We start from the raw sequence: 15,281 nt of genomic DNA, 5'->3' as shown, positions 1-15,281 counted from the left end.
CCCGTTTTTCTGTCGAATTAACCAGACATAAAGGGGGAAAGTCGATGAAAGTTAACATTAAATACAAAGATGAAATCATCAAAGAAACAACGGTTGATCATATCGCTTCTCAAAATCATTCCGTAAAAAAGGGGGCGCGGTGGGAAGTTAATGGCTTGGATCTCCAAGTGGTCAATATGGAAATCAATCAACCTGATAACTACATGAATCTGAATTTTGAGGATTACGACAAAGTAATAGATATTAAAACAAGGTTTAAGTGAGAGCGTCCACACGGGCGTTCTTTTTATTTTATAAAAATCACGAAGGAGTGATGAATATGGAGGTTGTCTATTTGGGACATTTGGAAATCGTACACATGTATCTGTTTGGGGGAGTAAAGTTTTTACACTTACTTATGCTGCTGATGGGATTGGATATTGTAACAGGGCTGTTTAAAGCAGCGAAAAACCATAATCTATGGAGTCGTAAATCATTATTTGGCTACGCTCGTAAGCTATTGGTGCTGATTGTAATCATCACCGCTAATATTGTAGATCAGATATTAAATTTGGAAGGCACGCTCGTATTTAGCACCGTGCTGTTTTATATCGCGAACGAAGTATTATCCATTGTGGAAAACATGGCGGAATTAGGTGTGCTAGTGCCTCCCGGGATTGCAGAAAAATTAAAAGTTATCGAATCCGAAAGTCAATCGTTAGGTCAGGAAATCAGCGAAGAGTTGACGGGTAGTAGAGTAGATGAAGAATTGGATAAAAAGAAGGGGTTGAAATAATATGGCTTATAAAATAGTAAATAAGTATTTAACAGGTGCCGCCTTACGGTTAAAGTCACCTTACACAATGGATCCTCAATACATCACCATCCACAATACGGCCAATGATGCTCCAGCATCTAACGAGATTGCATATATGACGCGTAATAGTTCGCAAGTGGGCTACCATGTGGCTATTGATGATGTGGAAGCAATCCAAGCAATTCCGTTTAACCGTAATGCATTTCATGCAGGGGACGGAAAGGATGGTACTGGCAACCGTAAATCTATCGGCATTGAAATCTGTTACTCCAAGTCAGGTGGCCCACGATACGTGGCAGCGGAAGAAAATGCGATTGAATACGTGGCACATGTGCTGCATCAATACGGATGGGGCATGGATCGTGTAAAATGGCACCGTGATTGGTCGGGAAAAAACTGTCCGCATCGAATACTGGATGAAGGTAGAGCGGCCAGTGTACGGAATCGAATAGCTGCTAAACTAGCAGAAATAAAAAAACCAGTAAAGGAAGTGGCTGCAGTGAGCAAACCAACAAACACGCCAAGTGAATCCCACCGCATCGGATGGGAATGGGCAGAGAAAAAAGGGTACATGAACGGCGAACGTCCGAAAGAAGGATTGACGCGTGAGCAGTTTGCGTCGGTGATGATGAAGATTGTAACGGATTTAGAGAAGAAGTAAGTGTGTTATAATTAAGTCGTTGAGAATAATGTATAAACTTTGGCGAGTTTTAAAGCAGAAAACCCTCTATCCAACATGTGGACGGAGGGGTTTTTTATTTTACAGCCAGACGACACCAGAACCTGCATCATAAGCGACTACCTTGTCATAATTAAAACGGTCTTCCAAGTCATTCAGCCTTTCCAATAATTCTTCCACAGTTTTTTCTTCGCGGGCATCCTTCACAAATTGTTTTTCCGCAAAGTACACTTCTAGTTCATCGCCCTCTACCCAATGTGAGATATATTCTTCTTCGCGCACTTCGTGCAAGTCGTATTCGCTGTCTAATTCCACTTTCCAGTTTTCTACTCCTGCAATGATTTCACTAATTTTGTTTTCCATTTCAATTACCCCCTTGTAATTTTCATAGCATTCCGTCAACCGGATTGCGTTGATCAATGACATATTTTCAATCTTTGATTTGCCGCTTGCGTACTTTTGCAATGTGGGAGCGGATACCCCGGACTCTTTAGCGATGCGATACTGGCTTATTACCGATGTGTTTAATAATTTCTTGATTGACTCCAAATTTGCTATCATGTTGTAACCTCCATTTATAAGCATAAGACAGGGGTAGTATTATGCGAAAACCGCTATAACGTCAGCGTACTCGATGTATTCAATATCTGATCCATCCACACGGATAAACTCGCGATCACCTGCGTTGCACACTTCATACACGCCAGTCTTCAATTCAAAAACTTTTCCGTCCCAATCGTTTTCAGAAACCGCATTTACAAACTGACGGTCAAGCTTCCACTTCGCGTGAGGTCCTACGATTTGAGCTACCCATGATTTGTGATTTTTGCTACCGGATGTAGTTTTAACTGTAGCAACTGCCTTGCTTGCTTTGTAGATAGCCCATGCTAATTTTAATGCTTCCGCGAAATATTCCTTAACTTTCCCGCCAAATTGTTTTTGACCTTTACGAGCGATTTGCCAAGCTTTATTCATAACGTTTTTCATTTTTGTTTCCCCCTGTCTTATTGATTAACTTAAGTATATCATAATGATTAACTTAAGGCAACTATATTGAACGGATTATTTTAAAAAGTTTTTACACAACAAAAAAACGACCGCGTGAGCAGTCGCTTAATATATAATAGTTACCATTTATGTAAGGTTGGTCGTGCTGTTTCTGAACGTCAAAAATGAAGTGTTACATAAGCAGACTATATTCATCGGCAGCCTGAATTCCAGTATCGTTCATCCGCGCGAGGTGTTCCGCGAAGCTTTCAAACGGTCGGCTGCTTCGATGATTATTTCACACAATCATCCGAGCGGCGACACCACACCGTCAAGAGAAGATATTGAAGTGACGAAACGGCTCATGGAAGCAGGCTCTATCATGGGGGTGGATGTGCTTGATCATATTATTATTGGCGATCAGAAATACATCAGTTTGAAGGACAAAGGCTATATCTAACAGTGAAAATATTGTCGAAAACAGGTGAGAGACTGGGAAATCAGTCTCTTTTTTGATGTTTTTTGCAAACTGACCGGGCGGCACTGTAAATTTAGTTACCTTTCCGTTATAATGTGGTGTATGCTTTTAAGAAGACCGATGATGGTTTGATAGAAAGGGAGTATTGACTTGTTTGGTTTCAGATCACGAAACATAGGAATCGACTTAGGAACAGCCAATACACTGGTTTTTATAAAAGATAAAGGTATTGTGCTGAGAGAACCTTCAGTCGTAGCGAAGAACACAACGACCAATGAAATCGTTGCCGTGGGCACAGAAGCACACGCAATGATCGGACGCACTCCCAGTTCAGTCGTGGCAATTCGTCCGATGAGAGAAGGGGTTATTGCAGATTTTGAAACAACAACCGCCATGATTCGTCATTATTTGAAAGAAGCGCTAAAATCAGCTGGAACTTCATGGGTAAAGCCGACCGTCATGGTATGCGTGCCGTATGGCATCACCTCTGTTGAGCAGCGCGCGGTGATTGATGCTGCACGTCAGGCGGGTGCGAAAGATGCATTCACGATAGAAGAGCCTTTTGCGGCTGCAATCGGTGCAAACTTGCCGGTGTGGGAACCAACTGGCAGTATGGTCGTCGATATAGGCGGCGGTACGACAGAAGTGGCAATTATTTCGCTTGGCGGTATTGTTACAAGCACTTCTATCCGTGTAGGCGGTGATTCTATGGACAGCGCAATCATTACGTACATCCGTAAAGAATATAATCTGATGATTGGCGAGCGTACAGCAGAAACTGTGAAAATGGGAATTGGCTCTGCAAGCGGCTTGGAGAAATCTGAAAAGATGAACATTCACGGCCGGGACCTGCTGACAGGCCTGCCGAAAACGATGGAAATCAATTCAGAGGAAATTACAAAAGCCTTGCGTGAACCGCTGGACCTCATTATTGAAGGAATGAGAAAGACGCTTGAGCAGACACCGCCTGAACTGGCTTCAGATGTGATGGAGCGGGGAATTGTACTGACAGGGGGCGGCTCATTGCTGCGCAACCTCGATAAAGCGATTTCCGAAGAAACAAAAATGCCTGCATTCGTTGCAGAAGATACGCTGGACTGTGTCGTAATCGGCACGGGCAAAGCGCTGGATAACTTGGAACTCATTAGAAAAATTCAATCATAATAATTGGAGGAGATGTAGGCAATGCCGCGCTTTTTTTCCAATAAACGATTAATCATTTTATTAGTAGGGGTAATCGTCCTTGTGGCATTAATTGCATTCTCACTTCGCGACCGAAATCATGCAAATGTACCGGAACAAGCAGTGAAGGATGTCGTTGGTTTCGGGCAGTCGATCTTTACGAAACCCGCCCACTTTGTGACAGAGCTCGTTGGGAATATTGATACAATGCTTAATACATACGAAGAAAACAAACGATTAAAAGAGCGTCTGCAAACGTTTGCCGCTATGCAGGCAGAAATGATTGATGTAAAAGCAAATAATGACAGACTCCGTGCTATTATTGACAAGCAAGAGGATTTACGTGCTTTTGAACCGATCCAGTCGACGGTAATTTCACGTAATCCCGATCAATGGGAAGAGAAATTGATTATCGATAAAGGTACGACGGCCGGAGTGGATGTCAATATGGCGGTCATGACGGCACAGGGACTGATTGGGAAAGTCGTTTTATCGACTCCTTTCACGTCAACTGTTGAACTGCTGTCAACAGAAAACAGTGACTTTCGCGTGGCGGCAATGGTCGTCGGCGAAGAAGAGATGTTCGGTCTGATCGAAGGGTTTGACCGGGCTTCGCGTCAGCTGATCATGAAGCGGATTGATTCAAGCTTTAATGTAAAAAAAGGAATGCAGGTGACATCGTCCGGTCTCGGCGGAATATTCCCGAAAGGCATTTTAATTGGTGAAGTGACAGAAGTTTCGACGGACGATTACGGTTTGACGAAACTTGCGTATATCCGTCCGGCTGCCAGCTTCTCGATGCTTGATCATGTAATGGTAGCAAAGCGTTCGATGACGGTAGTTGACGGAACAGACGGAGGCAACTCTGCAGGCGCTGAAGGGGACGGAGACTCATGATCCGATTTATCATACCTCTGATTGCTGTCATATTATTTTTCCTGGAACCGATTTTCAGTCTGTTTTCACCGATTGAAATAACAGGCGATTTATACGTTTTTGTGCCTAGGTTTCTCATGATCTATTTGATTTTCATTGTCGCATATTATAATAGCAGGCGAGCGATTCTTTACGGTTTTATCCTTGGACTGTTGTATGATATGTATCATATTGATATTATTGGTTTATACACATTTATGTACCCGCTTATTTGTTATGTTTCTGCATGGATACTTCGACAAATTGAGCGCCAAATACTGACCGTTATGATATTATCAGTAGTAATGATTGTGTTACTGGAATTGCTGTCGTTCTTTTTCGCGAGTATCATTGCGTTGACTTCCATTGAATTCAACGAATTTCTCACGAGCCGACTCATTCCGACAATGATTGCGAACTCACTTTTCATTGTGATGTTCGGCTGGATTTTCAAACAGATTACAGAAAAGCGTTTTTTTCAAAAACAAGCAGGTTTTTAAGTATTGTGAGGTGATGTAGGTGACGAAATCACAGTTGATAACGATAAAAGGTACAAAAGACGGCTTAGTTCTGCGTTTGGATGACCATTGCGCGTTTTCTGAACTATTGACTGAGCTGAAAGAAAAAGTGCAGAGCAGCGTACTTGAAGGTGTTTCAGAAGTACAGTTGCATCTTGGCCACCGTTATTGTGACGAGAAAGACATGAACAAAATTCAATCGGTCATTCACACTTCCCCTCATTTGCGAGTTTCGAAGGTACATAGTGACGTTATATCGTTAAAAGAGTGTGAGAAAAAATTGATCGAGAAGCAGTCCGAAACCTATATAGGAATCGTTCGGTCGGGTCAGGTCGTAAAGGCTGACGGCGATTTAGTCATTATTGGTGACGTGAATCAAAGCGGGCAAGTCATCGCAGGAGGCAGTATTTATGTGCTGGGCCGAGTGAAAGGGATTGCGCACGCAGGAGCACAAGGCAATAAAGATGCAGTCATTGCTGCATCATGGCTGGAAGCGACGCATTTGAAAATCGCTGATAAAATTGAAATCATGACCGACGAATTGACGGTGCTTTCTGAGCAGCCTGAAATGGAATGTGCGTATCTTCAAAAGAATGGGCAGATTGCAATTGACCGTCTTCAGGAGCTCCGATATCTGCGTCCGGACCTTGCGACATTTAAGGGAGGTAAATAATTTGGGAGAAGCAATTGTTATTACTTCTGGTAAAGGCGGCGTTGGGAAAACGACCACGTCTGCCAATCTAGGCACCGCTCTTGCGCTACAAGGGAAAAAAGTCTGTTTAATTGATACAGATATCGGTCTGCGTAACTTGGACGTCATTCTTGGCTTGGAAAACCGGATCATTTATGATTTGGTCGATGTGGTTGAGGATCGCTGTAAAGTGCACCAGGCTCTTGTCAAAGACAAGCGCTTTGAAGACCGGTTATTCTTACTGCCGGCGGCGCAGACAACAGATAAGAGTGCCGTGAATCCGGAACAAATGAAAAAACTCGTTTTGGAATTGAAGTCTGAATATGATTATGTGCTGATTGACTGCCCTGCAGGAATCGAGCAAGGATACAAAAACGCGATTGCCGGTGCAGACCGCGCGATTGTTGTGACGACGCCGGAAATTTCTGCTGTCCGTGACGCAGACCGCATTATTGGACTGCTCGAAGCGGAAGAAGGAATTGAACCGCCGAAACTGATCATCAACCGAATCCGCAGCCAGATGATGGAAAGCGGAGAAACATTGGATGTTAACGAAATTACTACGCATTTGTCGATTGATTTATTAGGGATCGTAATGGATGACCAAAACGTCATTTCTGCTTCCAATAAAGGTGAACCTGTCGTGATGGATCCGACGAATCCGGCAGCAATCGGCTACCGCAACATCGCCCGCCGCATCTTGGGCGAATCTGTGCCATTGATGACAATGGAGAAAAGCAAGTCAGGATTTTTCGGCAAGATCAAGAACATGTTCAGCAAATAATAAAATTTCCAAACTCAGTGCCTTTTACGGTGCTGAGTTTTTTTGTTCCGTCATTTAATTCTGCTTCTTTTCATACACTGCAGGTAAGGGAGGGGACGTGGTGAAGTGGAAAACAAAATGGATCATCGCATGTTTATTGGTCGTGTCTGTTGTGGCTTTGTCAAAAATGGAAGAGCGCCAGCTTGTCAATATACCGATTACGCAATATGTGACGACAGGTAAAGATTTCGTGGTGATGAAGAAATGGGTTTCGTCATGGATTGCGGAAGATGAATCCATCACGGTATCCGCAGATTCTTCATTTGACCCGTTTGCAACCTTTGAATCGTTCCAGCCGTATCAGGATGGTGCCATTATTTCGTATCAGCAGCCGCACGCCATTACTTCGCACGGAAACGGGCTGGTAGTGTTTACAGGCTACACCCGGCAGTCCGGCAAGACGGTGACGGTGCAATATGATACAGGAGATGAAGTGACGTACGGCTTTGTTGGGTCATTTTCAACACTTCCATATACGGCTGTGAGACTCGGAGATGAAATTGCGGTGATGGATGAAGAAGCGGTGTATATTCGAGTGAAGCGCAACGGAATTCCGCTGGAGCCGACTGTGCTCGCGACGTATATGTCAGGCGGCAAGCAATGAAGTTTCGAATTCATCCGGTATTATTGCCGATTTTTTTATTTTTTATGATCGTCGGCGGTGTTTCATTGTACGCTATGCTCTTATTCTCCTTACTTTTTCATGAAGCCGGACATGTTTTTGCGGCTAAGCGGGCCGGGATGAAGATCAAAAGTTGTACGATATTACCGTATGGAGGGGAACTGCAATTTGTTAATCGGCAGCTGGCAAGCAAACGGCAACGGCTGATTACTGCGCTGGGAGGACCTGCCGCAACAGCCGTTCTGTTATGTATCGGATGGTTTTTGCCGTTTCCGGGAGATGCGCAGTTCGTGAAAATCCAGCTGATCCTTCTCAGCGTCAATCTTTTGCCGATTTTGCCGCTTGACGGCGGACAAGTCGTGTCTGTCCTTCTAGAAACCGAAGATACAAAATACGTCACCCGCTCAAACTTCCTGCTGTACTCCATCATCGCATCCGCAGCTCTTTGCGTGTTTTTTATTGCCTACTTGCCGGACAGCCTGCCAATCGTCATTATTAGTTCGTTCCTCGCGATACAGAACATTATTTCGTATCGTTTCAGAAGGTATGAACAGGTTTTTGAACAGCTCACGAGAAAAGAAACTTCATTCTTTTAAAAGATTATAGGAATAATGCTTGACCCGCTGATTTCTATGTGATAATATTTTACTGTTATTGATTGTAGCACCCGTGCTACAACCGCACTGAACAGGTCTAAGTATTCCTTGTGAATCACCTGTCAAGGCGAGTCTGAGTAAATAGAGGAGGTGCAAGTATGTACGCAATTATTGAAACTGGTGGTAAACAAATCAAAGTTGAAGCAGGCCAAGAAATCTTTATCGAGAAGATCGCTGGTGAAGCTGATGAAGTGGTAACGTTTGACAAGGTGCTAATGGTGGGCGGAGATGACGTGAAAGTCGGTGCTCCATTCGTAGAAGGCGCAACTGTAACAGGTAAGGTTGTCAAGCAAGGCCGCGCGAAGAAACTCGTTGTATTCAAATACAAAGCGAAAAAGAACTATCATAAAAAACAAGGTCACCGTCAGCCATACACGAAAATCGTGATCGACGGAATCAACCTGTAATCCGGCATGATACATGTCCGAATTAAAAAAGAGCCTTCGGGGCGCATCTCGGCATTCGAGATGGATGGTCATGCAAACTTTGCAGAACACGGACAAGATCTGGTCTGTGCCGGTGCTTCCGCCGTATCTTTTGGTGCGGTGAACGCCATCACACAATTGACTTCGATTGAACCCGATATCGAGCAAGGTTCGGACGGCGGATACTTGCGCGTGTCATTTCCGGCAACGGAACAAGATGCTGAAGTTCAGCTGCTCCTGCAAGCGATGATCATCTCTTTACAGACGATTGAATTAGACTATGCAGATTTTATAAAATTATCCTTTGACAAGTAGGAGGTGGCAGCTATGTTACGTTTGGATCTTCAGTTTTTCGCATCGAAAAAAGGAGTAGGTTCTACAAAGAACGGTCGTGACTCCGAATCGAAACGTCTTGGCGCTAAGCGTGCAGACGGACAATTCGTTTCCGGCGGATCTATCCTTTATCGCCAGCGCGGAACAAAAATTCACGCAGGTGAAAACGTTGGCCGCGGTGGAGATGATACTCTATTCGCAAAAATTGACGGCGTCGTTCGTTTTGAACGTCTTGGCCGCGACAAAAAGAAAGTCAGTGTCTACCCAGCAACTCAAGAAGCGTAAGTAGATCGCATGACGATATGGAAAAGGACTGCACTCGCTGCAGTCCTTTTTCTTATGGTTGTGGTGGATGCGGCTTATGAGCGGTCACGCCGGGCGAATGAGCGTGTGCGGTGCCGCTATGAGCGTTTGACGGGTTTATTGATCGCTTGGCGAAAGAGTAAGATCGGTTGCGTAGTGATGATGAGCGCTTGAATAGTTTATTGAGCGGATAGGCAGTATTCCGGGAAATCTTGCAGGCGATGAAGGTTTTTTTAGTGATTTGTGTGTGTAAATGCTATACTAGGAAGTACGAAAACAGCTGGCGGTGAAAAAATGGGAAAGAATGAACTAAATGTGTCGCAGGCAGTGAAATTCAGTCGACACGATCATATGAATGATCTGCAATTGATCCTTATGTATATCGACATGGGGAAATATGCGGAAGCGAGAAACTGCATTCTCGAGAAAACGGGCGATATGCAGCGGCAGTCAGTGCTTCAAAAGCTTTGCATGCCGAAAACAGAGGAATGGATTATCACACTCGGGTGGCGGTATCCAGCTCTGAATGTGCAACTGTATTGTGATATTACAGAGAAAGTGGACTCACATTTAATTGATGATGCACTTGTCGATTACTTGGAAGAAGTCGTGCTGGCGGTTCAATCAAAAATTGAGCGCTACGCAGATTGTCCTGTGACAATTGAAGTCACGACAGACAAAACATCTTGGAGTATTCAACTGATATTTACAGAACTGTATGCAGAGCTGCCAGACATCCCAAAACACTCATCACAGCTAACGGTCGAAGTCCACGGTGAATCGGATCAATGGACGTTTACTGTCAGTGGACAATTAGGAGGATTATAAATTATGTTTGTGGATCACGTAAAAGTATTTGTTAAAGGCGGCGACGGGGGCGACGGTATGGTTGCGTTCCGTCGTGAAAAATATATTGCCAATGGCGGACCGTCAGGTGGAGACGGCGGAAAAGGCGCAGACGTTATTTTCATTGTAGATGAAGGGCTGCGCACGCTGATGGATTTCCGTTATCAGCGTCATTTTAAAGCGGACCGCGGAGAACATGGTCAAAGTAAAAATATGCACGGACGCGGCGGAAAAGATATGATAGTGAAAGTTCCCCCTGGCACAGTCGTTAAAGATGCAGAAACGGAGACAATCATCGCCGACTTGGTCGAGCATGGCCAGACAGCAGTTATTGCCCGCGGCGGACGCGGCGGACGCGGTAACAGCCGTTTCGTAACACCTCAGAACACGGCACCGGAACTTTCCGAAAAAGGAGAGCCGGGTGTCAGCCGTGATATCATTTTGGAATTGAAAGTATTGGCGGACGTAGGCCTTGTCGGATTCCCGAGTGTCGGGAAATCTACGTTATTATCCGTTGTCTCTTCAGCAAAGCCGAAAATTGCGGACTATCATTTTACGACGCTTGTACCGAACTTGGGGATGATCGAGACAGATGATCACCGCACATTCGTTATGGCCGACCTTCCCGGTTTGATTGAAGGAGCGCACGAAGGTGTCGGTCTCGGACATCAGTTCCTGCGTCATATTGAACGTACACGGGTCATCGTGCATGTGATTGATATGTCAGGACTTGAAGGCCGTGATCCATTTGAGGATTATCAGACCATCAATGCCGAGCTGGAGCAGTATAATATGCGTCTGACCGAGCGTCCGCAAATTATTGTGGCGAATAAAATGGACATGCCAGACGCGCAGGAAAATTTGGCAGCGTTCAAAGAAGCACTGGGTGATGAAAATATTCAAGTATTCCCGATCTCTGCTTTGACGAGAACCGGATTAGATCCGCTGCTTTATGCAATCCTCGATCTGCTTGAGACAACACCGGAATTCCCGATGCTGGAAGAAGTGACGGAAGAAGAACATTCTGTACTGTATAAACACGAATCTACAGGACCTGATTTCGTTATTTCACGTGACGATGATGGTGCGTTCATGTTGTCCGGTTATACGCTGGAGCGTTTGTTCCAGATGACCGATTTCAACTTCGACCAATCAGTCCGCAAGTTTGCGCGTCAGATGCGCGGTATGGGAATCGACGATGCATTGCGTGAGCGTGGTGCGAAGAACGGCGATATCGTACGCATCATGAATTACGAGTTCGAATTCTTGGAGTAAGGCCGATGATGGCTCGTTTTGGGGGGAGCAAAATGGAACAAATCGGGGAAGGCCAGTTTTATTTAGTCCGCGAAGATGTATTGACCGAGTCAATGCAGAAAATGCTGGAAGCTAAACGAATGCTGGCAAGGGGCGAAGTGACGACGATCCAGGAGGCAACCAAACGGGTCGGTCTGTCGCGAAGTGCATTTTATAAATATCGTGATGCCGTGTTCCCGTTCGAATCAATCGCGCGGGACCGGATTTTGACGATTTTTATTCAATTAGAAGATTTGAAAGGCTCGTTAGCTGTGCTTTTAGAAATTGTCTCAGAGGCGAAGTGTAATGTGTTGACGATTCACCAGACAATTCCTGTCCAGGGACGAGCCAATATTACGTTATCGCTTGATGTAACCGAAATGGAAATTAAAGTGGAAGCTTTTTTACAGCGTCTCAAAGCACCTCGATTTATTGATTCCGTTGATTTAATCAGTTCAGGCGTGTTCTAAACGGGCAACCGAACTAGTTAGGAGATGAAAGAATCATGACAGAAAAAAAGTATGTGCCTTCCGTTGCGTATTTGGGGCCTGAAGCATCCTTTACCCATATTGCAGCGTCCGATTTATTCGGCATGGAAGGATTGACACCGCGGCCAACGATTCCTGATTGTATCGAAGCAGTTACGGCGGGGCATGTCGCGTATGCGGTCGTACCTTTGGAAAATGCGCTGGAAGGCTCCGTGCCGCTGACAATTGATTATTTGTTCAATAATGATGAATTGTTCATTACGGCAGAGATTTCTACGCCTATTGAACAGCATATGCTAGTGAATAAATCGCAAAAGGATCACTTAGATAAACTGGAATCCATCCAGTCGCATCCTCATGCGCTGGCACAATGCCATAAGTTTTTACAGTATCGTTACCGTCGCGTACCGCTGATTCAGACGACTTCGACAGCAGCTGCGGCAAAATCTATTTCTGAACAGCCGGAACTGCAGGTTGCTGCAATTGGCAACCGTCTGGCAGCAGAAACGTACGGCCTACATATAGCAGAAGAAAACATTCACGATTTCCATTTTAATCATACGCGTTTCGTCGTGCTGTCGCTGCGCAAAGAAAAACTGGAACATTCAAAACACGCTTCCTCATTGAAGACCACGCTGATGGTGAAGTTGCCGGAAGATGATCGTCCGGGGATGCTGCACCAGATTCTGTCTGTGTTCTCGTGGCGCCGTCTGAACTTGAGCAAGATCGAGTCCAGACCGCTGAAAACAGGCCTTGGCCATTATTTCTTTATCATTGATATCAATGAGTCTGAAGAGCATCCGATGATGATCGGTGCCATGGAAGAACTGGCAGCACTCGGCTGCACAGCACGCTCGTTTGGTTCTTATTATGTTTATGAATCCGGCGAATTTGTTGGGTGAGGCAACGCTGCTGACATAGCAGGATGTTTTATGAACGCAGCGCCCGCCCGCACATTGTAAAGCGTCTGTCGGTCAATTTTTTGCATAATGAAATATAATCTGCCCTTGAATTTTACTTAGTTCAAGGGTGTTTCCATTTCGAAATTTCCTGCCGTGACCGCAAAATGGAAGCTTCTTTATTCCATCATCCTCTACGCAGCAGGGCGTTTTTTATTGTAATAAACCCGTCCCTGTCGAATATACATAACAAGAGAGGAAGCCTACACACATTGTCACAAAAGTAGGCGTCCGTTCATACGATGGATTGATGGAAGGGGGAAATGTTAAGTGGAAGTTCATATTGTCGTCAAGGGTGATACGTTATGGAAGATTGCAAGACAGTACGGTATTCCATTTGAGGAATTGAAGCGGGTGAACGCTCACCTGGCCAATCCCGATTATATTGTACCGGGCATGAAAATCTTTTTACCGATGGATAAGAAAAAACCGCCTCATCATAAAGGTGATCACGCTAAACCGCATGAGAAGCCACATGAGAAGCCGCACGAAAAACCGCACGGGAAACCGCATGAAAAACCGATGAAGCCGCCGCACCATGAGAAACCGTCAAAACCGTCGCATGAAAAACCAAAACCGCCGACGCAGCAGGTGCCGCCGTTACCGCAAGCACCGCAAATGCCGCAAATGCCGCCGATGCAGCAGCACCCGGTTCCGCCGAAGCCGCCGATGCAACAGCAGCCTGCACCAAAACCACCGTCTATGCCGCAGCAGCCACAGCAGCCGCCGGTTCATATGCCGATGCCGCCGAGTATGCCGTCTGCTCCGATATGGCACGCAGTATTCCCGATTTGTGGCTGGATGCCGATCTTCGACGCGGATTGTCACCCGCATATGCCACAGCAGCCGATGCAGCCATTGCAGCCGCCAGTGCAGGCACCCATTCAACCGATGCCTCACAAAGAGTCATCGAAATGGGAAGCGGAGTCATCGCATCATCATAAACCTGTCCCTGCACCGATGCCTGACGGCTGGCAGCTAATCGAGTCGAGTTCACTGCATATGAAACCTGCTCCGATGCCGGAGATGGCAAAACCAAAGCCGCCTGTTATGCAGCCGATGCCGGAGATGCCGAAGCCAAACCCGCCCGTGATGCAGCCGATGCCTGAACAACCGCAACAGCCGTCCATTCCGCCAAAAGCGTGTGCACCGGCGACTTGGTGCCCTTCAAACCAGGATCATTGTTCACCGCAATGGCCGGTTCAGCAACAATGGCCGATGCAGCCGGAGTGTATGCCGGCAATGCAGTGGTGGCCTTATCCGCCAATGATGCCTATGCCGATGCCTCCAATGGCGCACCATCCGACTGCTCCTTATCCGGGACAGCAGGGCGACTGCGGGTGTAATACGCCCCAGCAGCAGCCGATGCCAATGCAGGAGGACTGGTATCGGAACCAGTAACGGCGTATGACAGACAATCAGCGATTTATTAAAATTAAAAAGAATGTCTGGAAAATGGAGTCGGGCGGAGCGCAATATTCTGTAAAGAAATATGCATCACTCGCACAGGCAGTAAAGGTAAGGCAAGTTCATCAATTACTTAGTGCACAACATTTTCCGCATATTGTTCCGATTGTAGATAAATCGGATCCGCTGCTTATTATGCAGCCGTGGCTTCAAGATGCCAAAGCGGTCAATTTCAAGCGGCGGATCGACCGGATTGATTCATTTCGCGCACTGCAAGCGCTGCATGATACGAAATATACGATCGATTGGCCGTCGATTTCCAGTCTTCCGCATTATCATATGCTGGAGAAATGGGAAGTCCGGCTGGCACGATTTGAGGAATTGCGGGAGCTCTGCGAGGCTTTTCTTCCGCCCCATGTGATTGAAGAGTTACTGACGTACGGACGGGATGCGCTGAATATTTGCAAAAAGCAACCCCCGCCTGTCAGTTCACTGACACTGCTGCATGGAGATGTAGTGCACCATAATATTTTACGAGACGCATCCGGAACAATCTGTTTCATCGACTTTGATTTGGCATGCTTGGGAACGGAAGAAGATGAACGTGTGCTGTGGATGCACCGGGTTTTACCGCAAATCTCGTATAACCCGGTGTTTTTAATGGGGGAACACCCTGCGCTGCAGACGTTATCGAATCAGTCCCTTGCGAAGCTGTTATATCCGAATGAAGTGCTGAGGGAATGGCTGCATTTGCTGTCCCTGCCGGCAGACCAGCAGCAGCGGATGGTCAATAAACTCCTGCAATTCACACAAACCGCGCTCTCACATTGGCCTGGATTATGGTATGATGTAGAGCGAATGATGAAGTAGGAGGTTTGAT

Annotated in this window: 22 protein-coding genes, 1 pseudogene and 1 other annotated feature; of the genes and pseudogenes, 21 read left to right on the top strand and 2 right to left on the bottom strand. The window is 45.8% G+C overall.

From position 1 onward, the window contains the following. Positions 1–44 precede the first annotated feature (44 nt). From SporoP37_RS01870 to SporoP37_RS01860, 3 genes are read left to right on the top strand one after another with little or no spacing between them, the layout of a single operon-like run. Complete coding sequence (locus SporoP37_RS01870; RefSeq protein ID WP_085430076.1) at positions 45–263, top strand: hypothetical protein; 219 nt, start codon at positions 45–47, stop codon at positions 261–263. 56 nt (positions 264–319) lie between these two features. Continuing rightward, on the top strand, positions 320–775 hold the full coding sequence (locus tag SporoP37_RS01865; RefSeq protein WP_085430075.1) for a phage holin family protein: 456 nt from the start codon (positions 320–322) through the stop codon (positions 773–775). Position 776: 1 nt separating this feature from the next. Continuing rightward, positions 777–1,457: a peptidoglycan recognition protein family protein gene (locus tag SporoP37_RS01860; protein ID WP_085430074.1), complete on the top strand. Its 681-nt coding sequence runs from the start codon at positions 777–779 to the stop codon at positions 1,455–1,457. Between the two features lie 99 nt (positions 1,458–1,556). Here the strand turns inward: SporoP37_RS01860 and SporoP37_RS17210 are convergent, their stop codons facing one another. After that, positions 1,557–2,036: a hypothetical protein gene (locus SporoP37_RS17210; RefSeq protein WP_198160043.1), complete on the bottom strand. Its 480-nt coding sequence runs from the start codon at positions 2,034–2,036 to the stop codon at positions 1,557–1,559. A gap of 39 nt (positions 2,037–2,075) precedes the next feature. Next, positions 2,076–2,462 carry a hypothetical protein gene (locus SporoP37_RS17205; RefSeq protein ID WP_085430073.1) on the bottom strand — a complete coding sequence of 129 codons (387 nt, stop codon included), beginning with the start codon at positions 2,460–2,462 and terminating at the stop codon, positions 2,076–2,078. Between the two features lie 160 nt (positions 2,463–2,622). Here SporoP37_RS17205 and radC point away from each other — a divergent pair. From radC to SporoP37_RS01765, 18 genes and pseudogenes are all read left to right on the top strand, one after another. Beyond that, a pseudogene (gene radC / locus SporoP37_RS01845) lies at positions 2,623–2,922 on the top strand (RadC family protein); the annotation flags it as partial. Positions 2,923–3,090: 168 nt separating this feature from the next. Further along, positions 3,091–4,104 (top strand): rod shape-determining protein, encoded by a 1,014-nt coding sequence (locus tag SporoP37_RS01840; RefSeq protein WP_081242093.1) that lies wholly within the window; start codon positions 3,091–3,093, stop codon positions 4,102–4,104. 21 nt (positions 4,105–4,125) lie between these two features. Then, a complete protein-coding gene (mreC, locus tag SporoP37_RS01835) occupies positions 4,126–5,019 on the top strand; it encodes a rod shape-determining protein MreC (protein ID WP_081242092.1) in 894 nt (297 codons plus the stop codon). After that, positions 5,016–5,537 (top strand): rod shape-determining protein MreD, encoded by a 522-nt coding sequence (gene mreD, locus SporoP37_RS01830; RefSeq protein WP_085430071.1) that lies wholly within the window; start codon positions 5,016–5,018, stop codon positions 5,535–5,537. Before mreC ends, mreD begins: the two co-directional genes overlap by 4 nt. Before the next feature lie 19 nt (positions 5,538–5,556). After that, positions 5,557–6,228 carry a septum site-determining protein MinC gene (gene minC / locus SporoP37_RS01825; protein WP_081242090.1) on the top strand — a complete coding sequence of 224 codons (672 nt, stop codon included), beginning with the start codon at positions 5,557–5,559 and terminating at the stop codon, positions 6,226–6,228. A 1-nt stretch (position 6,229) separates the two neighbouring features. Continuing rightward, complete coding sequence (gene minD, locus SporoP37_RS01820) at positions 6,230–7,030, top strand: septum site-determining protein MinD (RefSeq protein WP_081242089.1); 801 nt, start codon at positions 6,230–6,232, stop codon at positions 7,028–7,030. 100 nt (positions 7,031–7,130) lie between these two features. Beyond that, positions 7,131–7,673 (top strand): peptidoglycan DD-metalloendopeptidase family protein, encoded by a 543-nt coding sequence (locus SporoP37_RS01815; RefSeq protein WP_081242088.1) that lies wholly within the window; start codon positions 7,131–7,133, stop codon positions 7,671–7,673. Next, a complete protein-coding gene (locus SporoP37_RS01810) occupies positions 7,670–8,287 on the top strand; it encodes a metalloprotease (RefSeq protein WP_085430070.1) in 618 nt (205 codons plus the stop codon). The genes SporoP37_RS01815 and SporoP37_RS01810 overlap by 4 nt, the downstream gene beginning before the upstream one ends. Before the next feature lie 70 nt (positions 8,288–8,357). Continuing rightward, positions 8,358–8,432: a sequence feature (ribosomal protein L21 leader region), on the top strand. Between the two features lie 13 nt (positions 8,433–8,445). Further along, positions 8,446–8,754 carry a 50S ribosomal protein L21 gene (rplU, locus tag SporoP37_RS01805; protein WP_081242086.1) on the top strand — a complete coding sequence of 103 codons (309 nt, stop codon included), beginning with the start codon at positions 8,446–8,448 and terminating at the stop codon, positions 8,752–8,754. 6 nt (positions 8,755–8,760) lie between these two features. Continuing rightward, a complete protein-coding gene (locus tag SporoP37_RS01800) occupies positions 8,761–9,087 on the top strand; it encodes a ribosomal-processing cysteine protease Prp (protein WP_085430069.1) in 327 nt (108 codons plus the stop codon). A 12-nt stretch (positions 9,088–9,099) separates the two neighbouring features. Next, the gene (rpmA, locus tag SporoP37_RS01795) at positions 9,100–9,390 is read left to right on the top strand and encodes a 50S ribosomal protein L27 (RefSeq protein ID WP_085430068.1); all 291 of its coding nucleotides are present in this window, start codon (positions 9,100–9,102) and stop codon (positions 9,388–9,390) included. A 54-nt stretch (positions 9,391–9,444) separates the two neighbouring features. Next, entirely contained in the window at positions 9,445–9,582 is a 138-nt protein-coding gene (locus SporoP37_RS16800; RefSeq protein WP_198160042.1) for a hypothetical protein, read from the top strand. 120 nt (positions 9,583–9,702) lie between these two features. Beyond that, positions 9,703–10,236 carry a Spo0B domain-containing protein gene (locus SporoP37_RS01790; protein ID WP_085430067.1) on the top strand — a complete coding sequence of 178 codons (534 nt, stop codon included), beginning with the start codon at positions 9,703–9,705 and terminating at the stop codon, positions 10,234–10,236. A gap of 3 nt (positions 10,237–10,239) precedes the next feature. Continuing rightward, positions 10,240–11,529, top strand: a complete 1,290-nt coding sequence (gene obgE, locus SporoP37_RS01785; protein ID WP_085430066.1) for a GTPase ObgE — start codon at positions 10,240–10,242, stop codon at positions 11,527–11,529. A gap of 32 nt (positions 11,530–11,561) precedes the next feature. After that, entirely contained in the window at positions 11,562–12,017 is a 456-nt protein-coding gene (locus tag SporoP37_RS01780; protein ID WP_081242081.1) for an ACT domain-containing protein, read from the top strand. A gap of 35 nt (positions 12,018–12,052) precedes the next feature. Further along, positions 12,053–12,937 (top strand): prephenate dehydratase, encoded by an 885-nt coding sequence (gene pheA / locus SporoP37_RS01775; RefSeq protein ID WP_085430065.1) that lies wholly within the window; start codon positions 12,053–12,055, stop codon positions 12,935–12,937. A 327-nt stretch (positions 12,938–13,264) separates the two neighbouring features. After that, positions 13,265–14,395 (top strand): LysM peptidoglycan-binding domain-containing protein, encoded by a 1,131-nt coding sequence (locus tag SporoP37_RS17200; RefSeq protein ID WP_085430064.1) that lies wholly within the window; start codon positions 13,265–13,267, stop codon positions 14,393–14,395. Between the two features lie 6 nt (positions 14,396–14,401). Further along, on the top strand, positions 14,402–15,271 hold the full coding sequence (locus tag SporoP37_RS01765) for a phosphotransferase (protein WP_081242078.1): 870 nt from the start codon (positions 14,402–14,404) through the stop codon (positions 15,269–15,271). The last annotated feature ends 10 nt before the right edge of the window (positions 15,272–15,281 follow it).

This window comes from Sporosarcina sp. P37 (assembly GCF_002109365.1).
Lineage (GTDB): Bacteria > Bacillota > Bacilli > Bacillales_A > Planococcaceae > Sporosarcina.
This window is presented reverse-complemented; position numbering and strand designations above follow the sequence as displayed.